15 protein-coding genes are annotated in these 24,677 nt (G+C 57.4%); 9 read left to right on the top strand and 6 right to left on the bottom strand.

Annotation, left to right across the window (positions count from 1 at the left end; genetic code table 11):
- Positions 1 to 4: 4 nt before the first annotated feature.
- A complete protein-coding gene (locus PQU98_RS03925; RefSeq protein ID WP_272743574.1) occupies positions 5 to 4,219 on the bottom strand; it encodes a translocation/assembly module TamB domain-containing protein in 4,215 nt (1,404 codons plus the stop codon).
- Entirely contained in the window at positions 4,219 to 6,327 is a 2,109-nt protein-coding gene (locus tag PQU98_RS03920) for an autotransporter assembly complex protein TamA (RefSeq protein ID WP_272743573.1), read from the bottom strand. Before PQU98_RS03920 ends, PQU98_RS03925 begins: the two co-directional genes overlap by 1 nt.
- Positions 6,328 to 6,620: 293 nt before the next feature.
- Here PQU98_RS03920 and otsB point away from each other — a divergent pair, with 293 nt between their 5' ends.
- From otsB to PQU98_RS03885, 7 genes are all read left to right on the top strand, one after another.
- Positions 6,621 to 7,355: a trehalose-phosphatase gene (gene otsB, locus PQU98_RS03915; RefSeq protein WP_272743572.1), complete on the top strand. Its 735-nt coding sequence runs from the start codon at positions 6,621 to 6,623 to the stop codon at positions 7,353 to 7,355.
- 89 nt (positions 7,356 to 7,444) lie between these two features.
- On the top strand, positions 7,445 to 9,214 hold the full coding sequence (locus PQU98_RS03910; protein ID WP_438263866.1) for a glycoside hydrolase family 15 protein: 1,770 nt from the start codon (positions 7,445 to 7,447) through the stop codon (positions 9,212 to 9,214).
- Positions 9,211 to 10,623: an alpha,alpha-trehalose-phosphate synthase (UDP-forming) gene (locus PQU98_RS03905; RefSeq protein ID WP_272743571.1), complete on the top strand. Its 1,413-nt coding sequence runs from the start codon at positions 9,211 to 9,213 to the stop codon at positions 10,621 to 10,623. The genes PQU98_RS03910 and PQU98_RS03905 overlap by 4 nt, the downstream gene beginning before the upstream one ends.
- Before the next feature lie 66 nt (positions 10,624 to 10,689).
- On the top strand, positions 10,690 to 12,813 hold the full coding sequence (locus PQU98_RS03900) for a S9 family peptidase (protein WP_272743570.1): 2,124 nt from the start codon (positions 10,690 to 10,692) through the stop codon (positions 12,811 to 12,813).
- Positions 12,814 to 12,943: 130 nt separating this feature from the next.
- On the top strand, positions 12,944 to 13,519 hold the full coding sequence (locus tag PQU98_RS03895; protein WP_272743569.1) for a hypothetical protein: 576 nt from the start codon (positions 12,944 to 12,946) through the stop codon (positions 13,517 to 13,519).
- 40 nt (positions 13,520 to 13,559) lie between these two features.
- On the top strand, positions 13,560 to 14,501 hold the full coding sequence (locus PQU98_RS03890; RefSeq protein WP_272743568.1) for a glutaminase: 942 nt from the start codon (positions 13,560 to 13,562) through the stop codon (positions 14,499 to 14,501).
- A gap of 182 nt (positions 14,502 to 14,683) precedes the next feature.
- Positions 14,684 to 15,079, top strand: coding sequence for an endonuclease domain-containing protein (locus PQU98_RS03885; RefSeq protein WP_272743567.1), 396 nt, complete (start codon positions 14,684 to 14,686; stop codon positions 15,077 to 15,079).
- Between the two features lie 131 nt (positions 15,080 to 15,210).
- Here the strand turns inward: PQU98_RS03885 and PQU98_RS03880 are convergent, their stop codons facing one another.
- The 3 genes from PQU98_RS03880 to PQU98_RS03870 all read right to left on the bottom strand — a co-directional run bounded on the left by PQU98_RS03880 (position 15,211) and on the right by PQU98_RS03870 (position 21,555).
- Positions 15,211 to 16,632 (bottom strand): protein adenylyltransferase SelO family protein, encoded by a 1,422-nt coding sequence (locus PQU98_RS03880; protein ID WP_272743566.1) that lies wholly within the window; start codon positions 16,630 to 16,632, stop codon positions 15,211 to 15,213.
- A 136-nt stretch (positions 16,633 to 16,768) separates the two neighbouring features.
- A complete protein-coding gene (locus tag PQU98_RS03875; RefSeq protein ID WP_272743565.1) occupies positions 16,769 to 19,330 on the bottom strand; it encodes a TonB-dependent receptor in 2,562 nt (853 codons plus the stop codon).
- A gap of 431 nt (positions 19,331 to 19,761) precedes the next feature.
- A complete protein-coding gene (locus PQU98_RS03870; protein ID WP_272743564.1) occupies positions 19,762 to 21,555 on the bottom strand; it encodes an ATP-binding response regulator in 1,794 nt (597 codons plus the stop codon).
- 227 nt (positions 21,556 to 21,782) lie between these two features.
- Between PQU98_RS03870 and spbR the strand changes: the two genes are divergently transcribed.
- Entirely contained in the window at positions 21,783 to 22,958 is a 1,176-nt protein-coding gene (spbR, locus tag PQU98_RS03865; protein ID WP_272743563.1) for a SpbR family protein, read from the top strand.
- Between the two features lie 93 nt (positions 22,959 to 23,051).
- Here the strand turns inward: spbR and PQU98_RS03860 are convergent, their stop codons facing one another.
- A complete protein-coding gene (locus PQU98_RS03860; RefSeq protein ID WP_272743562.1) occupies positions 23,052 to 23,546 on the bottom strand; it encodes an Hpt domain-containing protein in 495 nt (164 codons plus the stop codon).
- 421 nt (positions 23,547 to 23,967) lie between these two features.
- Between PQU98_RS03860 and PQU98_RS03855 the strand changes: the two genes are divergently transcribed.
- Complete coding sequence (locus PQU98_RS03855; RefSeq protein WP_272743561.1) at positions 23,968 to 24,594, top strand: hypothetical protein; 627 nt, start codon at positions 23,968 to 23,970, stop codon at positions 24,592 to 24,594.
- Positions 24,595 to 24,677 lie beyond the last annotated feature (83 nt).

Here is a 24,677-nt window from a genome sequence, read left to right as displayed (position 1 = left end):
GCAATCAGTAATCGCGCGAATACCTTAGGTTCACCGCGGTGCCGCTGGCGGTCCCGGTCTGCGACAGGATACTCAAGGATCGCGACAGGGCAATTTCAAGCTGGGTGGCCATGAAACCCTTGGTGTCGGTGACGATTTCGACATAGACATTGTTGGTCAGGTATTTGCCGGCGGCTACGGCGGTGCCACGCCCGGTCGCGTCATCTTCACCCAGTACGCGCAGACGGTCGATACCGGTCGCGGCCCGGAGTGTCCCCAGCGGATTGATGCCATTGCCCCCTGAGCTAAGTTGATTGAGCGACGCGGCCAGTTGCAGGGCCTGAGTGGCCGACAGGTTGGTCACGCTTTCACCGAACAGGATGCGCGACAGGACTTCATCCTGCGGCAAGGTGGGGCTGCTTGAGAAGGCAATCGATGGACGCTGGGCCGTGCCGGTGACATTGATGGTGCCGGTAATGTCGTCCACGACGGTCGAGGCGGCGATCTCGATTTCCGGATTGGTCAGTTGTCCGCCCTCAAAACTGATCACGCCGGTATCAAGCCTGAACTCACGGCCGGCGAAATTATAGGTGCCGCGAATGGCGTTAAGGTTGCCCAGTACCCGCGGGGCGCGGGTGGTGCCGCCGACATTGATATTGGCACGCCATTCCGACTCCAAGCCTAAGCCTGACACAAAAATCTGGTTGTCGGCGCGTACCCGCACATCCAGACGCCAGTCCTTCGGGGGGGCTTTGGGGCGGGGGGGCGGGCCCGAAGTCGCAATGACCGGACGGCGCACGCCTTCCAGTTCAATGATCTCGGCTGCGCCTTGAGTGACAATCTGATAGCGGGTCTGGGGGAGGGTGAGGTTGCCCTTGATCAGCGCGCCGTCATCGCCATTGGTGATATCGAGTGTCCCCGAAACGGTCGATGATATCTGATCCGAGGCTGCCAGACGGGCATTGTTCAGTTTGGCGTTCAGTTGCAGCGGGAAGGCGTTATCGGCCGCCAGCGAGACCCAGCCGGTGGCCGCCACTGTTCCTTCGCCGGCGCGGCCATCGAATTTACGGATTTCGAGACGATCATTGCTGAATTCCCCATCCAGCGTGATGCGGGTGATGCGCGTGCCAAAACCGGAATGTTCGTAGGCCAGACCATTGCCGCGTACGACGCCGCTCAGGCGTGGATCACGCACCTGACCTGAGATATCGGCGGCCACGGCAATATTGCCGGTCATGCTCTGATCGCCCTGAGCTGCCAGCGAAAACAGCACACTGGCCGGACCGTTATAGCGGATGCCGCCGGTGATGCCGCCCTGACGCAGACGCTCAACCCAGTTGGCACCGCCGCCTTGTGGATCAAGCTGCACCTGCATCCGGCCAATGACGCCGCCCAGCAAATTAGCCCCGTTCTGACGGAACACAGCCCGCAGGTCGCCGCGCTCAGGATTGAGGGTGCCATCAATATTGATATCGACGGGGGCGGATACAGCCGCAATCGAGGAACGGGTAAAGTCATCAACCGTCAGGCGCGCGCGCACATCAGGGATGTCATCGCCGTTCTGGCTGTAATCGACACTGCCGGTGGCCGTGCCGCCAATGCCTGCGTCAGGTGCCACCGCATTGATGATGGCCAGATCGAAATCATCAAAACGGGCCTGCGCCTTGATGCCGTCGCCAAACTGTCCGGCCAGTTGCACCTTGCCCTGATTGGTCACAATCGTGGACGGCAGGAGTTGATAACCCGCGCCGCGTTTCACGATCCGGGCCGGAGCCTCGGTTTTAACATTGATACCGTTGACGACGCCGTTCGCGGCGACGCGGTAAAGTTCTGGCGACAGGCTGGCATTAACGGCCAGAGTGAACGGCACACCCGATGAGCCGTTCAGTACCGCCTGCGCCGTGCCGCGATCATTGCGATAGTTGATCTTGACGCGGCCTTTTTCGACAAAAGTGACGTTGTAATTAAGGTTCTGCGCCTGAACATCGGCAACGATTTCTGGCTTTTCATAAAGGGCAATGGTTGCGTCAATCAGGGCGCGTCCGACCTGAATATTATAATCGCCGGGCAGGGTGGCACCCTGGGCGCGGGCGTTGATTTTGGCGCCCTGTACATCATTGATTTCCATCAGGGAGGCGACACCGGTGATGCCGGAACCGCTCAGGTTCAGATCGCCGGCGAGCTTGCCGCCTGCGGTTTGTTGAATGACGCCTTGCGCGTCGATACCCGCCACCCGCGCCTGATGGACGTCCAGCGTCAGCGGCCCGTCACCCGTCCGAATATTGACGTCAGCCAGCAGTGGGCCATAGGCGGAGGCCCCTTCGGCCTTGACATTATAACCGGCTTTGGAGGTGGTCAGGGTCGCCACGACCTCACGTAGTTCCAGCCCAAGGCCGGGACTGGCGGCGGTCAGCACGACTTTCGGGTTGCTGGCAGTACCTGTCACATTGGCGGTGAGGGGGCCATATTGTTTCGATGTGGCCTGAGCCTTGAGGGTCAAGTCACCATTTTTCAGAGCGTATCGTCCCTGAGCGGTCATATTAAAAGATGGCGACGTACCTTTGAAATTATTGAGAATAATATCGCCATTGGTGGCGGTCGAAAATGCACCCGATATTTTGGCATTGCCGCCCAGAAAACTCTGCAAACCGCTATTGAACAGGCGCTTCGACTGAGCCGAAAACGTGCCCTTGATGCCAAATCCGCCGCCCTGACCATTCACAACAGGCCGTTGCACCAGTTCGGCATCGGTGACGACACTGACAATCCCTAAGCCTTCGATCCGATAGTCATTAACCCGCCCCTTGAGCGCGCCCTGATAGATACCGGTGCCAAAATCCGCCACCAGCAAGGCTGTGCCGTTCAGTTTATCCGAGCTGATTTTCATATTATCGCTTAAGATACGGTTGTCGCTGTAGGCTAGATCCCCGTCCAACCGGACATTGGTCAGCAGGCCATCGGCAGCGGCATTGACGCCCCACACCCGCTTGGCGCCGCCCTTAACCGGAATGAGAATACGGTCGCCATCAATGCGCGACCGGCCTTCGATGCGGGCGGCTTCGACGGTAATTTTGTTGAACTTCACCCAATCGGCGGACAGGTCGTAGTCAATCAGCGGACGTTTGAAATCACCGTCAATCAGGGCCTTGAGGTGGACGTTTTTGCCCGACAGGTTTTTATCGATGACCGCCGCCTTGGTCAGTTCAGCATCGATATTGAGCTTACCGAAACGGGCGTTTTTCAGGTCGATTATGCCGTCAGCCTCGATATCAAGCGCGTCGGATTTCAGGGCCAGTTGCCCATCGGCTACGCGATCCTTGAAGGTGGTGGTCAGATCAATATTGACAGCGGGTGTCACTAACGCCTGCGTCACCCCACTCAGCAGCAGGTCAGGCCGCACATTACCCTTAGCCGTAAAGGTGCCATTACGACCGGTCAGGGCGACATCGGCCAGATCGTTATCACCCAGATGACCATCGATACGGCCGTCCCAGACTTCCCAGTTACCACGCCCATTCGCGGTCACCGTCAGGGCATCTTTGAGCCCAATGAGCGCCACAACCGCCCCGTCCTTTGGTGCGATCAGCAGGCCGTCGATGATCAGCCGGTTCTGTTTGGGCGTGGCATCAACCTTAAGCGCCAGACGGTCTGCGCGGGTCGAGCTGGCGGCTGTATTGATCAGGATCTGGCCTTTTTTAAGATGGGCATCACCCGACAAAGTAAGGATTTGGGCATCACCGGCTACACCCTGAGACAGGTTGATGCGCTTTACTGACATCTTGGCGATATCAACCTTCAGGTCAGGTAACTTAAACGGTTCGCTGGGTTTCTTGGGCGTCGGTGTGAACTCAGGACGGCGTAAAACGTCAATCTGGGGCGATGACAATTCGCGGACATCGACATGCTTGTTGAGGTAGGCAAAGGGCCGCCAATCGAGGGTGATCTGCGGGCTTTGGGCGAACACACCTTTGCGGTCGGAGATTTTGATGTCGTGAACCGTGGCCCGTTTATAAAGCGAGCCGTCAATACGCCCGATACTGATTTTCAGGCCATTATCGAATTTCAGTGTGTTGACCCGGTCGATCAGAAAACCCTTGCCCACACCGCTATCAAGCCCCCACACCACAAGCATAAGCAGAGCCGCGATAAACGCGACGGTCAGGCCCGCGATTTTCGCGATGGTGGCGCCGCGCTTAGGCTTGGACTTCGGTTCGGGTTTGGTTTCGGGTGTATCGGTCATCAGAAGGCCTGCCCGATCCCGACATAAAGCGATACCGGCGACTCGCCGTCGCGGCGGCTGATAGGGGTGGCGACATCGATGCGGATCGGCCCGAAATTGGTGTAATAACGCGCCCCGATGCCGATGCCAAAGCGTATATCGTTAAAGTCCGGCGTCTTATCCTGATAGACCTGACCGGCATCGATAAATGGCACGACCCCCAGATTGCCATCTAAGATATTTTTAAAGCGATAGCGCGCCTCAAACGCCATCTCAATCAGGCTCAGGCCGCCGGTTGGCGTGTTGGCAGCATCGCGCGGACCCAACTCCTGATAACCAAAGCCGCGCACACTGCCGCCGCCGCCGGCGTAAAACCGCGTGGTCAGGGGGACATCGATAAAATCGCTGCCTAATATGGTGCCGGTGCGGAAACGGGCCGCCAGAATCGTCTGGTCATTGACCTGCCGATAGGTCGAGACATCGAACTGGTTCTTAATGTTGTTACTGAATAAACCTGACAGTGATACCTGCGGCGTAGTTTCAACAGATGCGCGGAAGTCTTTGGTTGGATTGAGAAGATCGTCAGTCACATCGCGCGCCAGCTTAAGCGGCATGTCGGCGGTATAGTAGTTGATCCAGCTATCGCCCAGCATGCGATCCAGCTTGGAATTCAGGCGGATAGCACTGAACTCAATCCCGGCTGACCAGGTCCAGCGTTTTTGCCAGATGGGGGTGGATGACCTCGACAGGCTGTAGCCCAGTTTGAGTCCTTGCGCCTCATAGGTATCGTAGTCGGAACGGGCCAGTTCGGTCGAAATCAGCCGGGTCAGGTCACGCTTACGGTAATTGGAATGGCGCAGGCTTACCCCCAGCGTCTGTTCATTACTGCCGAGTGTGGTCTCCACAATCAGCGCTCCTTCGGGAGGACGCCAGTTGCGATTGATCCAGCTTCCTTTCAGAAGGACACCCTGACCGGTCGAAAAGCCGACATCGGCGGCCAGTTTTCGCACGCGTCCGGTTTGTTGTCGCACAAGTATATCGACATATTCCGTGCCATCTGGGGCGGGGGCATTGGTTCGCACCGGCTCAACCGAAACCGAGCGGAACAGATTAGTCGCCACCAGCGCCTGACGCAGATCATCGACCATACGGTTATCGTAAAGGTCATTTTCATGGAAACGGGCTATGATTTCGATATGATCGACGCCAAAGGCCTGCTGGCCTTCGGTGGTGAAATTGCGGATACGGGCGCGCGGGCCCGTCTCAACCGGCAGGGTGTAGTCGGCAGTGTAGGTCGTGTTATCGAGCAGAATATCGCGGGGTCCGACTTCGGCAAACGGATAACCGTTTTCCGGCAATTTAAGACTGACGCTGGCCTCAGCCGCCACCACTCGGTCAGCGATTAGGGCATCGCCGGTTTTCAACGGCAGGGCATCGCGGATCAGGTTGGGCGGTGTGGTGGGGCCGGCGGTTATCACAATCTCATCAAGCCGGTAGGGTGTGCCGGGGGCAACCGTTAAGGTCGCCCGCACCCGACCGGGCTGATTCGGCTCATTTTCCATTGAGGTGACGACGGTGGCGTCATAGTAGCCCTCGGCCTTTAGCAGCCGCAACGCCAGTATCTCATCCTGCTTGAGGCGCGCACGCACCATGACGGCATTGGCAGCCTTGCCCTTGCCTTCCTTAAGGGCGCTCAGGTCCCAGAAGGTTTTCTCTAAGTTCAGGTCTTTCAGGCCATTCAACGTGGTGTCATAGGCGATTTCCGGCGTTTGCTCATCAGTGGCCGCAACCGCAGACGGTGCGGGAACCTTATCAAAGTCGGCCAGCGACGGCAGGGGCTCGGTCAGGGCTTCATCGGTGGCGGGCGGGATTTCGGGCAGGGTCTCAAGCGCGATATCGGTTTCGGCATCTGGGGTTTCGGCAGGCGGCAGATCCGGCACCGGGTCTTCGGTCATATCGGCGGGGGCGTCCAGCGTAGGCAGGGCGGATTCGAAATCCTGATCCGTGATAATCGGGGCATCTGCGGGCGCAATTTCGACCGGCGGCGCACTTTGGCCATAGGTCAGCGGTGCCCAAACCATGAGGGCGGCAGCCAAGGCAATCGCGCTGGCGCTGACGGTTTTGGGCAAGAGGGCTTCCTGAAAATAAGGCTTAAATGAATCAAGGGCTTCACGTGTGATCTCAGGGTATTGGCATGACGGCTATGAGGCAAATAAAAATCACATAAACTTAAAGGTTGAACGGCCTCCCGCGCTGCGGGGTAACGGAATTGTTATGTGATTGTGTAAAAATACAAGCAAAATCATAGGCATAATCCATATTGTTTTCTTACCTGTAAGCGCGTCAGATAGTTAACCTGTGCGCTGCATTTAAAATCCACATGAATTCAGGGCGGCCTTAATGGGCGGTCAAAGAGGATGAGATGAAGCCTAAACCTGAGCCTTTGGATCTGTTCAAGGTCGCCCTGTTCCTTGATCTGGACGGTACGATTGCGCCGATCATGCCGCGTCCGGATGACGTTGAACCGGAAGCCGCCCGCAATGGTTTGCTGAAAGCCCTGAATGATAAGCTGGGCGGCCGTCTGGCGGTCATATCCGGCCGTTCCGTCAGCGCCGTCGATCGCATTACCGAAGGGGCTGTGGCCTCCGTGGCAGGTGCCCACGGCTTGGAGCGGCGCACAGCGTCGGGGCTGTGCGAAAATACTCAGGCCCATGCGGCGCTGGATAGCGTTGTGGCCGAATTTCGCGCGCTCAACCGTGTGCTGGAAGGGCTGATTGTTGAAGATAAGGGCGTCAGCGTCGCTGTCCATTACCGTCATGAACCCGACCACAAGACCAATATCATCGGACTGGCCACCCGCATGGCCGAGACTCATGGTCTCAGATTGCAACCGGGTCATGAGGTAATCGAATTGCGCACGCCCGGCCCGAACAAGGGCGATGCCATTCGCGCCTTCATGTGCGAAGCGCCGTTTATCGGCCATGTGCCGGTGTTTGTTGGCGACGACCTGACCGATGAGGTCGGCTTTGAGGCGGTCAACAGTCTGGGCGGCTTTGGCGTGCGGGTGGGGGCGGGAGCATCTGTGGCCCATTATGGTCTGAAAGATGTGCCTGCGGTGACGGCCTGGCTGGAGGAGAGCCTGTTATGCCTGACATGACCGCGCCTGTTGTCGGTGATAGCGTCCAGCCGGTTCTGGCGCAGCACTGGCAGACGCACAGCCTGAACCTGTCTCCCATCGGTAACTGCATGGTCTCGGCCCTGATTGATTCTAATGGGACGTGGGTGTGGGGATGTGTCCCGCGCTTTGATTCCGATCCGGCCTTCTGCAATCTGGTATCCGGTGTGAGCACGAATGATCCGCAGGCGCTGGGGCTGTGGGCCATTGATGTGCTCGATCTGGCCCATGTGCGGCAGGCCTATGGCCGCAATAGCGCTGTTTTGCATACCTGGTTGACCGATACAAACGGCGCCGAGGTTGAAATCATTGATTTTTGCCCGCGCTTTAAACGCAATGACCGGCTCTATAGCCCTGTGTCGTTCTGCCGGATCGTGCGGCCCGTCAAGGGCTCAGCGCGTATTCGCATCCGGTTGCGGCCGGCCTGCAATTATGGCGAAAGCGAAGCCCAGACCACGTCCGGCTCCAACCATATCCGCTACTATGCCTCTGAGGCCATTCTGCGGCTATCGACCAATTGCGCGGTCAGCCATGTGCTGGAGGAGCGCGAATTTCGCCTTGAAGAAGAGCTGTCGTTTTTCTTAGGCCCGGATGAGAGCTTTTCGGTCGATATCCGCACCGGCGTGCGCGACATGCTGGAAAAAACCGACCTGCACTGGCGCGAATGGGTGCGGGGTCTGGCCCTGCCGATGGAGTATCAGGAAGCGGTGATCCGCGCCGCCATTGGCCTGAAACTGTGCGTCTATGAAGAAACCGGTGCGATTATTGCCGCCATGACCACTTCGATCCCCGAAGCGCCGGGGTCGCAGCGTAACTGGGATTATCGCTATTGCTGGATCAGGGACGCCTATTATGTCGTTGAGGCCCTGACGCGGCTGGGGGCGATGCAAACCTTAGAGAACTATCTGAAATATCTGCGCAATATTGTTGACCGGGCTGCCTCCGGCAAGATGCAGCCGGTCTACGGTATTGGCTATGAATCAATATTGACTGAGTCCATTGCCGAGCACCTCAAAGGTTATCGCGGCATGGGCCCGGTGCGGGTTGGCAATCTGGCCTATGTCCAGCATCAGCATGATGTCTACGGCCAGATTATCCTGTCGTCAGTGCAGGCATTTTTCGATCATCGTCTGCTGAGGCCGGGGACTGCGGCCGATTTTGAGCAACTGGAAAAAATCGGTGACAAGGCGTTTGAGGTTTTCGATCAGCCTGATGCCGGTTTGTGGGAGTTCCGCACCTTTGCCAAGGTGCACACATACTCTGCGGTCATGTGCTGGGCGGCCTGCGATCGGCTGGAAAATGCGGCGCTGGTACTTGGCCTGACCGATCGGGCGGAGGTGTGGAAAGCGCGGGCGGCGACGATAAAATCAACAATTGATTCACGGGCGCTTTTTGTCACCGAAGGCGCGCAGGCTAACCTCTATTCATCGGCCTTTGATGTCGATGAGGTGGACGCCAGCCTGCTGCAGATGATCGACCTGCGCTACATCTCAAAGGACGATCCGCGTTTTTTGTCGACACTGGAAGCGGTCGAAAAGATGCTGCGTCGCGGGCCGCACATGCTGCGTTATGCCTTGCCCGACGATTTTGGTGAGCCGGAAACGGCGTTTAATTTCTGCACCTTCTGGCTGATTGAGGCCCTGCATTATGCCGGACGTACCGATGAAGCGCGTGAGTTGTTCGAGGGCATGTTGAAGCAGCGCACGCCGTCGGGCCTGTTGTCCGAAGACACCTCGTTTCATGACGCCACCCTGTGGGGAAACTTCCCGCAAACCTATTCGCTGGTCGGCATCATCAATTGTGCGGTTCTGCTGAGCCGGCCCTGGAAAGACATAAGATGAGTAGATTAATCGTGATTTCAAATCGGGTCAGTCCGCCCGCCGAAGCCGGTAACGCTTCGGTTGGCGGACTGGCGATGGCTCTGTCGGCGGCCCTGCGCGAAGAAAACGGCATGTGGTTCGGCTGGAGCGGGGAGGTGGCTGAAAGCTCCGGCCAGATTTCGATCCAGAAAATCGGCGGCGTGACGGTCGCCCTGACCCACCTCGAAGAACAGGACGTACACGAATATTACAACGGTTACGCCAATAAGACCCTGTGGCCGCTATTTCATTACCGACCCGATCTGGTAGCCTTTGAGCGGTCGTTTGATGAAGGCTATACCCGCGTCAATCAACGCTTTGCGGATACCGTTTCGCCGCTGATTGTCGAAGATGACCTGATCTGGGTGCAGGACTATCATCTGATCCCGCTGGCGTCGAAATTGCGCGAGCAGGGGGTGAAAAACCGGATCGGGTTTTTCCTCCACATACCGTGGCCGGCCATGCGGGTGCTAATGACCCTGCCTAAGCACGGCGAACTGGTTGAGACGATGTTCGACTACGATCTGGTTGGTTTTCAGACCGAAGATAATCTACATGCCTTCACCGAATATGTGATCAATCAGGCGGGCGGCGAAGACTTAGGCGATGGCCGTCTGCGCGCCTATGGCAAGACGATTCAGGTCGGGTTCTATCCGATCGGGATTGATGCCAAGGAATTTGTTGAGGCCAGCCGCTCACAAACCGCCAAGGATTACTGGGATCTGATGCGCGATTCACAAAGTGGACGAAAGATGATCGTGGGTGTGGAAAGACTCGATTATTCAAAGGGTTTAGAAGAACGCTTCACAGCCTATGATCAGTTCCTGCGCGACTATCCGCAGTATGAGCGCAATGTCTTTCTGCTTCAAATCGCCACGCCGTCACGCGGTGAAGTCGGGGCCTATCAGGACATCCGCGGCAAGCTGGATACCCTGTCCGGACACATTAATGGCGAGCATTCAACGATTGATTGGGTGCCGCTGCGCTATGTCAACCGCGCCTATCGCCGCGATGAACTGGCGGGGATTTACCGCGCCGCCCATGTAGGTCTTGTGACGCCTTTGCGCGACGGTATGAACTTGGTGGCCAAGGAATATGTCGCGGCCCAGAACCCGGCCGATCCTGGTGTGCTGGTGCTGTCGGAGTTTGCCGGCGCCGCTGCGCAAATGGGGGATGCGCTGATCGTCAATCCGTTCGACCGTGAAGCGGTATCAGAGGCTATTCATGAGGCCCTGTCCATGCCGCTGAAACAACGGGTTGCGCGTTATGAAAGCCTCATCCACGGCATTATAAGCGAGGATGTCGTAAGCTGGCGCATCAAATTCACCGATGATCTGAAAGGCAAAAAGCCGGTAAAAAAGCCTGAACCTTTGGTGGTGGTCAGCGGCTAAGCCCTTGATCGCAACCCCAAAACGGTCTTAAGTACGGCTCGTTTCAAACGTGACGGGTTTTGTATTATGATCAGATCGCTGAGGATGGCCGCGCTTGCGGCATCGGTTTCGCTTATGGCTGTGGCCGGGGGCCTTGCTCAAGCTGAGACCAAACCCTTTACCTATAATGATCTGATCGAACTTGACCGCGTTAGCTCTCTGAAAGTCGACCCCACCGGACGGTTTGCGGTCATGGCGGTGCGGGCCACCGACCTTGAGAAAAACAAGGGTGTGACCTCGCTGTGGATCAAGGATCTCAGCAATCCCGCGCTCAAGGAATGGCGGTTGCCGATTTCCGATAAAGGCGCCTCAAGCCCCGCCTGGAGCGCCGACGGCAAGTCGATCTTTTACCTGTCCGGCGGCCAGATCTACATGACCGACGCCAAGGGGACTGAGCGCACACAAATCACCAAATTACCGATCGGCATCGACAGCTTTAAGGTCAGCCCCGACGGCAAGGGCTTTGTGGTGTCGATGGCCATCACTGAGGGCTGCGCGGGTGAGGAAATTGCCTGCACGCTCAGGGCCGATGAGGCGCAAAAGGCGAAAAAATCGAGCGGCGTGATCTATGATAAGCTGTTCGTGCGCCACTGGGATAGCTGGTTTGATTTTAAGCGTAACCACCTGTTTTATGTTGGCCTGAATGGGGGCGGAGCGGCGACCTTTGCCACCCCGCTGACCGACGGCTTTGATGGCGATGTGCCGTCAAAGCCCTTTGGCGACGAAGGCGAGTACGAGATCGCCCCCAATGGCCGCACCGTCTATTTCTCGGCCCGTGTGGCGGGCAAGACTGAGCCGTGGAGCACCAATTTCGATGTCTGGCAGGTCGATATGCAGTACCCGCAGGATGTCGCCCAAAAGCCGGAATTGCTGCGTGCGACCACGCCCCACAATCTGACGCCGGAAAATGAGGCGTGGGATGCCGAACCGCGCGTCTCGCCCGATGGCAAGACTTTGGCCTATAAGGCCATGAAGCGCCCGAAGTTCGAGGCCGACCGCTATTGGATTTACCTGAAAGATATCGCAACGGGTAAGGTCACGCCACTGGCCCACGACTGGGACCGCTCGCCCGACAGCCTGACCTGGTCCAAGGACGGTAAGGCGCTTTATGCGGTGGCCGCCGATGTCGGCAAAACCCGCCTGTTCCGCATAGATGTGGAGACCGGTAAGGTGACGCCGCTGACCAAAGACGGTCATATCGCGGGCTTTGATTTCACGCCGCAGGGCGCTGTATTCCTTAAGGATTCATTGGCGGCTCCGGCGCAGCTTTTTCTGCAAGGGCGCGACCGCTCGGCCCTGATTGATGCCACCGCCAAGCCGGTGACCGAGTTCAACAAGGCCCGCCTCGACCTTCGCCCGCGTGGTCAATATGAACAGTTTTCGTTCAAAGGCTGGAACGATGACACGGTCTATGGCTACATGGTCAAACCCGCCGATTTCGATCCGAACAAAAAATATCCGCTGGCCTTCCTGATCCACGGCGGACCGCAGGGTTCGTTCTCGGATGCCTGGTCGTATCGCTGGAACGCTCAGACCTATGCCGGGGCGGGTTTTGTGGCGGTGATGATCGATTTCCACGCCTCGACCGGCTATGGGCAGGCGTTCACCGATGCCGTATCCGAACACTGGGGCGACCGCCCGCTGGAAGACCTGCAAAAAGGTTATGCGGCCATACTTGCGAAATACCCGTTCATCGACAAAGACCGCGCCTGTGCGCTGGGGGCGTCTTATGGCGGCTATATGGTCAACTGGATCGCCTCACAGTGGAAAGGGCCGTGGAAGTGTCTGGTCAATCATGACGGCCTGTTTGACACCCGCTCGATGGGCTATGGCACCGAAGAGCTGTGGTTCACGGAGTATGAGAACGGCGGTGATGTTTATAATCACACCGCCAATTACGATAAGTTCAATCCGGCGCTTCATGCCAAGGACTGGTCTGTGCCGATGCTGGTTATCCATTCCGATCTTGATTTCCGGGTGATGCCGGAGCAGGGGATCAGCACGTTTACAGCGTTGCAGCGCCAAGGTATTAAGTCGAAATTCCTGCGCTTCCCCGATGAGAACCACTGGGTCTTAAAGCCGCAAAATTCGCTGCTGTGGCACCAGACCGTGACCGACTGGCTGAAAGAAAACACCGCAGAAGCAAAATAGTATTGCCGATATTTTTTCTTGGGAAAAGCGGTTGAGGTACTTAAACCTCAGCCGTTTTTTTTATGCGGGTCAGTTGGCCTTAATTATGAGGTATCATCAATTGGGCCACCGATTCAGCAGGGAACCGATTATGGACTTCAGTATTTCAGACCACTTTGAATTCGTTATTCTGAAGCAACTGGAGGAATACGACCAAGCTGAGCAGCGTCTCACTGATGCTGTTCTTTCGAAAGATAGCGACCTTATTAACCTTGCAAGGTTCGATGCACTGCGTATCGGAACCAATGCGATTTGGCATGTTCACCATTTTGCAGAGATTGTATTTACCAGGATAAATGAACGCGGTGCAAAACCAAGTGAAGCCGAGGCTTTTCGTCAAGAAATTGAACATGATCATTGTAGGTGTTTGCGAAGCGGTGCGGCTGTCAATGACATATCTATACTGGCTGATGCTGCGGATGCTTTAAAGCATTCAATTTTAAGACGAACTGACCGTCTTGTGTCTAGTCGAGACCAAGTGTTGGCAACTAGTAGTGAGTATGGGATTATGAGTTATAAATATGGGGGCGTAGATGAAGTGGTTATTCTGTGCAACGACAATACGAAACGTTTTCTGACCACCTGCCTAGAGAATGTTGTAGCGGCTTGGCGCGATTACCTTACCAAACATGGGCATATAATGGCTGATCATGGCACAGACAAATAATGTAGTATTGGTTCTGCGATCCGATTCTTAGCGAGCCCCCATGCGCCGACCGCTGCCCCCGAAGGAAGTGACCTCGTTAAACGATGTGCTGCATGAGGTGTCGGTGCTGGTTAAGCCCCACTTCGGCAAGGGGCGGGCAGCGGACTATATCCCCGAATTGGCGGCCGTTGATCCCATGAAATTCGGCATGGCGGTCGCGACCGTCGAAGGTGACCACTACGGTGTCGGTGATGCCGATGAGCCGTTTTCGGCCCAGTCGATCACCAAGCTGTTTGCGCTGGGGCTGGCGCTCAACCGGCTGGGGGATGAGGTGTGGACGCGGGTCGGTAAGGAGCCGTCGGGGACGCCGTTCAACTACCTGTCGCAGCTTGAACAGGAAGCCGGTATTCCGCGCAATCCGTTCATCAATGCGGGGGCTTTGGCGATTACCGATATTCTGCTGGATGTAGTCAGGGAACCGGCAAATCTGGTGCGCGATTTCATGGGCGTGCTGGCGGGGGAACCTTTGAGCATTGATGATGCGGTCGCGCGATCAGAAATGGAAACGGCCTATAAGAACCGCGCCATCGCCAATCTGATGCGGGCACAGGGCACGATCACCCATGATCCGTCGGCAGTGATTGAGGCCTATTGTCGTCAATGCGCGGTCTCTATCACCTGTCGGCAATTGGCACGGGCCGCCCTTCCATTGGCGGCGGCGGGTTATTCACCGGTGATGGAGGAAAGCATCTTCCCTGAGCGCCTGACGCGGCGGTTGAATGCGCTGCTGCTGACCTGCGGGATTTACGACTCGGTTGGGTCATTTGCCTACCGGGTCGGCCTGCCCGCCAAAAGCGGGGTCGGCGGCGGGATTGTCGCGGTTATCCCCGGCCGCGCAGCGGTGGCGGTGTGGTCGCCGGAACTGGATCGCTATGGCACCTCGGTCGTCGGGGTGTCGGCGCTGGAACACTTCAGCCGCCTGACCAATTGTTCGGTGTTGTGATCCGGGTGTGTCAGCCCCCCTCTGTCACTTCGTGACATCTCCCCCAAATGACATGTTGAGTGTAATCTTCACGATTGTGTGTTGGGGGAGTATAATTTTTTTACTCCCCCAACACACACCTTTGTCGGCTATACTTAACGTATCCCTTGGGGGAGGTGGCGCGCAGCGCCGGAGGGGGGCTTGTGAAACCGAAATATGAACTGGCCCGTGGCTTGCGCAGAGCGCTTACGCCGCCTGAACTCATGCTGTGGGACAGGGTAAAGCTTAGGCAACCGGACGGACCGACCTTTCGCAGGCAGTATGCCATCGGCATCTATATTCTTGATTTTTATTGCATTAAGGCACGGCTGGCCGTTGAGGTTGATGGTGAGGTTCATAACCTGCCCGCTAAGGCGCAACATGATGAGGCGCGTATAAACTGGCTGAAAACCCAGGGCATTGAGACCTTACGCATACCGGCCAAGGATATATTTGAGCGGCCGGATGAAGTCGCTGATGGGGTGTGGTTGATGGCCGTTGAGCGGTTAAGGGCTGGTGTCAGCCCCCCTCTGTCACTGCGTGACATCTCCCCCAAATGAAGCATATACATAGAATTGAAACAAAGTGTGTTGGGGGAGTAATAGTATTTTTTACTCCCCCAACGCACTAACTTCACGATTATACTCGGTGTATCATTTGGGGGAGGTGGCGCGCAGCGCCGGAGGGGGGCTTAATTTGTTTCCAGTCCCAACGCCTGCCGGTAGGTTTCGATTTCGTCCAGCTTGGCATGGAATCCTGACCAGTCGTCGTCGCGGTCGATGGCGGCCCACAGAGCTTCGATATCATCAATCAGCAGGCTGACAGGCTCAGGCGCGGCAAACAGCGGATGTTTCAAAAGGTCTGCATCTTTCGGTTCAAAATTACCCAGCAGGGCTTTAAAATTATCAAAAATTTCGCCGGTATAAAACTGACTACGCGGGCCGGACATAGCGCGATTTTCACTAATTACCCCACCGAACCAGTCAAAATAAACACCCTCAAATGACCCTGATTGCGGATGCAGACTGGCCTGAAGTTTAAACGTCGCCTCAACCAGTGCCTGTTCCTTATCAGCGGTCAAAGGCTTGAGATTTAGCCGGTTAAGCACCGCCTCACGGGCGGCGGCTTCGTAACGCGGGCCAAAGTCATTTAGGCTCCCGATCAGCCGCGCCCCATCACAGATTTGCGCCAGACAGCGCGCCAGTTGCGTCAGGTTCCAGAACACCGCATCGACCTGCCGGCCATAGGCATAGAGCCCGGCCTCATCGAAATAGGCGGCGGTGAAATAGGCATCATAATGCGGCAAAAATCGGTAGGGGCCGTAGTCGAAACTTTCGCCGGTAATGTTCATATTATCGGTGTTGAGCACCCCGTGAACAAAGCCCGCCATCATCCAGCGGGAGACCAGTTTCGCCGTGGCCGAAACGCACAGATCGAACACACGCGCCACCTGATCTTCGCCCTCAAGACCGGCAGCATCGGGGTAGTAAGTGTTGGCCACGAACCCGATCAGGGCGCGCATGGTTTCAAGATCGTTGAGGTAGGTCAGCCGCTCAAACGTCCCGAAGCGGATATGGCTATGCGACAGCCGCACCAGCACCGAAGACCGCGTGGGCGAGGGTTCATCGCCGCGATGGAGTGCTTCGCCGGTCTCAATCAGCGAAAACGACCGTGACGTCGGCACGCCCAGCGCCTCCAGATAGGCGGTGGCCAGAACTTCGCGCACCCCACCTTTGAGCGTCAGGCGCCCATCACCACCACGCGACCACGGCGTGCGGCCAGAGCCCTTGGTGCCTAGGTCGAGCAACCGCCCCTGATCATCGCGGAGTTGCGCAAACAAAAAGCCGCGCCCGTCGCCGAGGTCAGGATTATAATGGCGAAACTGATGGCCGTGATAGCGCAGGGCCAGCGGTTCGGGCTGATTGTCGGGCAGGGGGGTAAACCGGCCGAAATGGTTGATCCAGTCCGCATCGCTTAAGCTATCAAGGCTAACGGTTATCGCCGCGCGATCATTGCGGTAGCGTAAGGTTGTTTGCGGAAAGTCAGCAGCCCTGACCGGATCAAACAGGTCAAGGCCGCTATGGAGCAGGCGCGGATCAGGGATATAGGTCATACCCCTGATGTGGCGCGGAATGTGTCAGTTTACAATAACTAAAGGTATATTCCGAACAGTCGTCCGCAGTATTCCCCCTCCGTCAGCCCTTTGGGCTGCCACCTCCCCACGCACGCGCAGGGAGGAGGGAAGTTGCTTAATACTTTACCCGAAGCGTAACACCGTAGGTCTTGGGCGCGCCCATAAAGGCGTCATAGGTGTTCGAATCCAGCCCGCGATTATAGAAGGTGCCGTTCGACTGAAGTGTCGACTGGAAGCCTGTGCCTTGCAGCGGGGCGTTGATTACGACCTGACGATAGCTCTCATCCGTCAGGTTCTGACCCCAGACTTCGACCATCCAGCGCGAGTCCTCAGACCCGACGCCGATGCGGCCGTTGAGCAGGGTAAAGGATTCCTGCATCTTGAACGGGATGAGGTCGGAGCCGGTGTTGTAGCTGGAGGTGTGCTTGGCCGACAGATTGGCCAGCCAGCGCAGGCCGGCAATCGAGCGGGTATAGGTCACCGACCCTGATGAAGTCCACTTAGGCGCGAACGACATCTGGGCGCCCGGCAGCAGGGACAACTGGGCAAAGCGCGCCGGATTGTTAAGGTCGGCGGCAGTGAACTCAGCATATTTCGTGTCGGCATAGGCAATGCCGCCCTGGAAATTCAGGCCGCGGATCGGGGTTGACCAATACACATCGGCATCCCAGCCCTTTGAGGTCAGCTCAGGGATGGATTCGACCACAAAGGCCGTACCCAGAAATGTGTTGAGCTGGAAGTCGGTAAAGGTCTGATCGAAGGCGGTCAGGTTGAACAGCACCTTCTTGTCGAACAGGGAGGTCTTGATCCCCAGTTCATAGCTGTCGACGGTTTCTGACGGGAAGTACAAAGATGAGTCCGGTGTCAGGCCGGTCAGGGCCCGGTCAAGGTTGAAGCCGCCGCCCTTATACCCGCGCGCATAGGACGCGTAGGTCATGATGTTGTTGTTCCAGCGGTAGGCGGCCTTAAAGGTGCCGGACCACTCTTTTTCGTCCTGTTTATCGGCAACCTGACGGTTATTGAAGGCTGGGTTGGCCCAGAAGGCGCACAGACCGCCTAAGACCGTCGGGCGTGACGCGGCGGGTATCAGCGCCCAGATGCCGGTGGGTGAGCCGCCCGTAAGGCCTGAGCGGGCAATAGCCGCCCCGCAGGTCGCGCCAGAGTCAGAGTTGGTATAAACCGCCGTCATCTCTTTGGTTTCGGCCGTGTAGCGCAGGCCCAGAGTCAGTTCGAGTGAATCCGTCACCTGATAGCTATTATTGGTGAACAGCGCAAACGACTTGGCGCTTTGGGTATAGTGATCGAGCGCGCCTTGCCCGGCCACGAAGTTGGTCCCGGCCGCCCGGCCGGTCAGGAGGGGCAGGACGTTTGCCGCGGTTGTACCCGGAATTTGCTGGGACAACAAAGCACTGATGTAGGCGGCGTACTTGGTGCCGTAGACATAAGAATCCATCCGGTCGAGATCTTCTTCGGCATAGAAGACGCCTACCAGCCAGTTCAGGCGCTCAGTGGCGCCCGCCAGACGCAGTTCCTGAGAAAAGGTTTTGAACTCGGCCGAAAAATCACCGTTGTCACGGCGGTAGAGAATGTCTGCGCCGGTATAGTCGATATCCTGACCATTGACGTTTTCCCAGTTACGGATACCGGTGACCGAGGTCAGGGTCGAATCCAGGAAGGCCAGTTTCAAGTTGGTTTCTATCGAGATGCCTTTGTCGTCAATGAACTGACGGGTATCGCGGTTGGCATAGGCGATCATGTCTTCGGGGCTGGCGGTAAGATCAATCCCCTGGCCACCGGCGGTCAGGGCGTTGATCAGCGCGCCGGTCGGCCCGGTACGGGTCTGCACCGTGACGCAGCAGCGTTCTTCACGGCTCGACCAGTCACCGATGACGCGGATGCTCAGGTCGTCGTTAGGCAGGAACAGCAACTGACCGCGTACGGTCGTGAAATCCTGGGTGGCATCTTCGGTCGTAGTGCGCTGACCGTCGCCGGTTTTGACATCGTAATAGCCACCGCGTTCGCGCTTGGCGACATAGAGGCGGCCTAAGACTTCATCACCGGCGATCGGGCCGGTGACGGCGGCGGAAAAGCCGCGCGCGTCATAATTGCCGACGGTCGCTTCGGCTTCGGCGCCAAAGACGTTGGACGGCTTCTTGGAGATGATATTGATCACACCCGCCGAGGTGTTTTTCCCAAACAGGGTGCCTTGGGGGCCTTTCAGGACTTCGATGCGTTCCAGTTCGCCCAGATCGCCAAAGCCCACGCCGTTACGCGGGCGGTAAACGCCGTCGATGACCACGCCGACCGAGGATTCCATGCCGGGGTTGTCACCGACCGTGCCGACACCGCGGATACGGGCGGTGGTCAGGCTCTCATTCTGGGTCGAGGTCACCGTCAGGCCGGGGGTTAAGACCTGCATATCCTTGATGTCGCGCACACCAGCATCCTGCAGCAGCTTGGCCGACAGGGTGGTGACCACGATCGGCACGTCCTGCAGCGATTGCTCACGCTTTTGGGCCGTGACGACAATCTCTAAGATTTCCTCCGGTTCATCTGCGGGCGGTGCGTCGCCCTGCGCCAGAGCCGGCAAGGCGGTCCCCAGCAGGGCCAGCGAGGTGCCGGTCAGTAAGACTTTGTTAAAAATTTTGCCGCCGCGATGAGATGTCGTTTTACGCATGCCATTTCCCTTGGGTAAAGCAGGGTTTGAAATCCAAATATTCGCGGTGCGAGCATTTGAAAATCATTCTCCGTGTTTCCTGTAACCTGTAGACTTTTTGTTGAACGGTATACGGGCACTTATGAAATCAAGTAACCCTATACAATTACCAAAAATGTATGACACAAGGCTTAAGAAACACAACGGACAAATATTGCGGCATTGCACAATGAAACATCGCCTGACCTAAAGGAAACAGGGCTTTGATATGTCTGTGTTTTGTAGGGGATAGTGCAAAAATTCCAGACAAATCAAAGTTTACGACAGCGTAAGCTTTTTGCAGTTTTAAGGGCTGTTTATGTGAGCAGCCGCACAGGTCGTGAATACTTGAAAACTGAAGTTATCCCGATTTTGTGAAATCTGTGATTTTTATGTCGGTTTGTGACACCAACTTAGGCCGAAAGGGCGCGATTTAGATCGGCTTCGCTTTGCGGCAGGATCAGGGGTTTCACGCCCATATCGCGCAGGGTGCCCGCGTGATCACCTTGCGGCAACAGGGCCAGGATCTGTATCGCTGCCTCCGACTGACTGGTGCGCAGGCGGTATAAAAAGGCCTCCAGCGTTTCGCGGCCATCGGCGTCGGCGACTTCGTTCATGGGGCCGGTGGCGATCAGGCAGGCGTCCAGTTCGGCCTTACCCGCAAGATTGAGCGCGCGCTCACGCGTGGTGGAGGTCAGGCACTTATGGCCCAGCCGCTCAAGGCTGTCGCGTAACTGGGCCGATCTCAAGCTGTCATTGGACAACAGCAGAACCCGCAGGCCGTTGCGCATCTCTGTGGCCACGGCAGGCGGTGCCGTATCGGGCTTTTCGGGACGGCGGGCATGGGGATCAAAGACCAGTTCCACCCAGAACTTGGACCCAAGGCCGACCGTGCTGTCGGCGCCGATGCGGCCGCCCATCATGGCAATCAGCCGCGTTGACAAACTTAAGCCCAATCCGGCACCGGAATGACCGGCGGCGGTGCGCGCAATGCGGGTATGGGCTTTGAAGGCCTGATCCAGTTCGTCCGTATCAAGGCCGGGGCCGGTATCGAGCACATCGACCCGCAGCAGGTTCTCCGTGGTCATGGACACCTTCAGTTCCACCCGGCCGCGGGCGGTATAGGCCAGAGCGTTGGACACCAGATGAGATAGTATCTGGGTAACCCGCGCGCCGTCGGCCATGACCGCGCCCTTATGCGGTACGGCTTCAAGATTAAGCGTCAGCTCAAGGCCTTTGGCGGTGGCCTGAGCGCTAAAGTCCTCAATGACTTTTACGCAGATGGCATCGATATCGAGCGCTTCGGGGGTGATCTGCATCAGCCCCTGTTCGGCGGTGTCATTATCAAGGGTGGTCACCAGCATGTTTTCCAGATGCTGGGCCTCATTGAGCGCCGAATAGATGTGCTGGCGAATGGCGGGGGCGCGGCTGGCCTGAGTGAGGCCAGTGTGCAGGCTGGCGCTTAGCCCTTTCAGGCCGGTGCGCAACTCGTCCGACAGGGTGTGCATCAGGGCGATCTTGCTGGCGCTTAAGCTCTCGGAGGTATCGACGGCGGCGTTACGTTCTCTGGCCAGTCGTAACTGATCGTGGGCCAGTTGGTAATGCTCGCGCAAATGACGGTTGAGAATGAACCCCAGCGCCAGAGCCAGCGCCATGCCGCCTATGGCCAGATTGCTCAGGTCCTGACCACCCGGCACGGCTTTGAGCGCAATCACGGGGCCTGCGGCGGACAGCGGCCCCAGCGTCAGCAGGAACCGCAGCACCGGCGTGCAAAAAAATATGATGCCAACGGCCGCGCCTGCACAGATCAGCAGAAAGATATGGGCATTGTGGCCAGACAGGGCCGCCACATAGCTTAAGGTCATCAGGCCCACGACCCATAAGGCCGCGCTTACGCCCTGATAGACCATGCGGCGGGCCAAAAAGGCTTTCGGCGGCACCTGATCTTCGGGTGTCAGCAGGGCGCGTGACTTGGCGCGCAAATAATGGAAAAACCCCCAGTTAACCGCAAACAGGGTCAGGCTTAAGCCAATAAAGGCTGGTGGCATGAAATAGGACGCCGCCCACAGATACGGCGGCAACCCCACACCAAAGAACCCAAGCGCATAGGGCAGCATCCGCGCCTGTGCCCGCAGGCCGTAATCGAGGATAACGGCCTCATCGACGGCGGGAGGCTGAGTCGTCAAAGGCTGATCGTGGGGTGACATAACGGCTCCGTACTTAGCGCAAACCTTAACTCAAACATCTTGCCGTCCCGTTACCGTATGCGAAAATTATACACTATGTATTCTTAAGGTTGTAATTTTAGGCCATTCTCAAGATAATGTGATCGTTTTTTAGCGCCCAAAGCGAACTTATGACCAAAAAGTAAAGCTTCGTTAGGGATAAGGCGCGACAATCGGGGTTCATATCCGTGCTCTCAGGATTTCGACCCATGATGACCTCAAGACTGGTTTTATCCGACGAAGACCTTAAGCGTCTGGTCAAAAGCGAAAATGCTGACGACCGGGCCGTGGCCGCCCATAAGATTTGCCGGGTCATGGAGCGGCAGGCGGTAGGCGATGCCGAACGCGAAGCCGCCCACGAAATTATCCGCCTGATGGCCCATGACGCGGCCGAACTGGTCAGGCGCGCGTTGTCAGTGACCATGCGTACGTCTGATCTTTTGCCGCACGATGTGGCCATGAAGCTGGCTCAGGATGTGGTATCAGTGGCGGTGCCGGTTCTGCATTATTCGCCAGTGTTTAGCGACGACGATCTGCGGGCGGTGATCGAAGCCGGTAATCCGGCGCGTCAGATTGCGATTGCCAAGCGCGATACCTTATCCGAAGTCGTGACGGGCGCTCTGGCCACCCACGGTGTCGAAGAGGCGGTGGTGATTGCCTGTGCCAACGATAATGCCCGTTTTGACGAAGGCGGGTTTGGCCGGGTGATGGACCGCTTTGGTGAGTCTGAGATTATGCACTCCGTGCTGGTCAACCGGCAGGCCCTGCCGGTGACGGTGACGGAAAAGCTGGTTCATCTGGTCAGCGGCGCCTTGCGCGAACAACTGGTGGCGCGCCATGCGGTCACGCCGGAAACGGCGGCACGTATTGCCGAATCTGTGCAGGAGCGCGCGACCCTCGATATGGCGGGACGCACTCCTAATGCCCATGACCCTAAGACGCTGGCGCGACATCTGGTTGATTTTGGCCGCATGACACCGTCGCTGATGCTGCGGGCGCTGGTGCGCGGACAGATGACGTTTTTCGAGCATGCTCTGGCGGAGCTGTCGGGTGTGCCTCATGAACGCACCTGGCTGATGATTCACGATGCCGGCTCGTTGGGTTTGCGGGCGATTTATGATCGCGCCGGTTTGCCGGGTGGCATGTTTGCAACCTTTAAGGCGGCGGTCGAGACCTACCATGACCTTAAGGCCGAGCAGGGGCATCTTGATCCCATCCGCTTGCAGGAACGCCTGATCGAGCGTTTCCTGACCCAGACCCCAACGGCGTCGCGCGAAGATATCGCCTATCTGATGGAGCGTCTGGATTTTGACCACAAGGGCCATTCATGGGCCAATCTGCCCAAGGGTGAGCCAGAGGCGAAGTCAGAATTTGAAGCGGCTTAATCACTGATCTGATCACAACAAAAAAGCCGCCGGAAATCACTCCGGCGGCTTTTTTGTTACTGGCGTTTGACGCCTATTCCTTATGGCCGCCACCTATTCCTTATGACCAATGGCGTTGAGGTGTTCCTTAACGCGGGCCTCCAGCGTATCGGCCAGAATTTTGCCGACCGGATGGGTGTCTTCCTTGATGCTGTCGCGTACCGCGGCGCGGATGGCGTCAAGGTGAGCGTCGATCAAATGGCGCGGGGCCTGCAGGCGGATGGCTTCGTCGTCCATCATCTTACACAGCGAGCCGGCGATGCGGGTGACCAGCGGATAGCCGTAGGTCGTACCCAACCCTTTCAGGTCGTGGCAGTGAAAATAGAGCTTATCGGCATTGGCGGGGGTAAAGCCTGTGGCTTTGATCTCGGCCTGAGCGGCTTCGATTTTCTTGACTTCGTCCAGCAGCCAGTCACCGAAATTCGACGACAGATCCGCCAGTGCCGCCTCAGCCTTGGCAATGGCCGCCTGATCAAGGGCGCCCATCTTGCCGCCGACCTTGGCGCGTAAGGTATTGGGAACCTGAATGATTTGAGCTTTTTCCGACATGGCAGAGGGGTCCTTAGGGGCAGGCTTTGGGGGACTTATGATCGCAATCTGCGTTCACCATAACCGGCACAGATTTAAGAACCCCTAAAACAGCGGCCGCTTTTTACGAATTTTGCAGGCAGGGCACGGGCAGGGGCACGGCCCCTGCACCCGGAACCTGGGACGCCAGACATGTCGGTGCCCATTCTCCTCCCTACGCTTGCGTGGGGAGGTGGCGGCGAAGCCGACGGAGGGGGATTGCGCCGCCCTTAATGCCTCCCCGCTTTTGTAGGAATAACGCCTTAAAGGCAGCGTGGTGACAATCTATCAGCCATCCCCCTCCGTCGGCTACGCTGCGCGTGCCGCCACCTCCCCATGCTTACGCATAGGGAGGAGGAAAGCAACTTATCCCCTCTGTTGGCTTTTCCCCCATGCTGAGGGGATGAGCACCGATCTGCAAATTCAGGAACGCTTCACGCCGGAAGAACGGCGGGCACGGTTGCGGGCCTTTGCTGACCGGATGCTGGAGCGGCTGGGTGATCTGCCGTCGCCATACGATGGCCCGGAGCTGGAGCAAATGACACGGGCCGGACTGCTGATCGAGCGCATCTATGCGCGCGTCGATGCGTCCGAGCGCACGGCGTCAAAGCAGCTCACCCCTGAAGAGGCCGCCCGCAGCCGTGAAGAGTTCGGCCTGAAACTGGCGGCCTTGCGCGCCACCCATGAGGCGGTGAGCGCCAAACTGGCCCCGAAACTGAACCCTCTTTCAGAGGCGGAAACGCTCACGCCGGATGAGTTGCTCACGCGCATCAAGGGCCTTGATCTGGCTGATCCTGATTTCGGAATTGATGACGATCTTGAGGATGATCTTGAGGAAGCGTCGCAAACCCCGCCGCGCCTCGATCCGAAAACCGGCCTGTTGTGGCTGAATGAGCGGACGATTCTGGCCACCCAGCACCCGCCGTGGTTTGAAGCCGACGGCGGTGAGATGTACTGGCGCGTCGCCCGCGGAGAGGTCAAGCTGGTCTTGCCGGAGAGCATGTCGGATATCATTGCCGACAGCAGTTAAGGCCCAAAAGTCTGCAAAAAGCCCCCCACCGTCACGCCTTTGGCGCGCCACCTCCCCCAAACAAGTTGGGGGAGTATAGGGGA

The sequence above is a fragment of the Asticcacaulis machinosus genome (assembly GCF_028550435.1).
GTDB lineage: Bacteria > Pseudomonadota > Alphaproteobacteria > Caulobacterales > Caulobacteraceae > Asticcacaulis > Asticcacaulis machinosus.
Note: the sequence above shows the minus strand (reverse complement) of the source record. Positions and strands in the feature narration are given on the sequence as shown.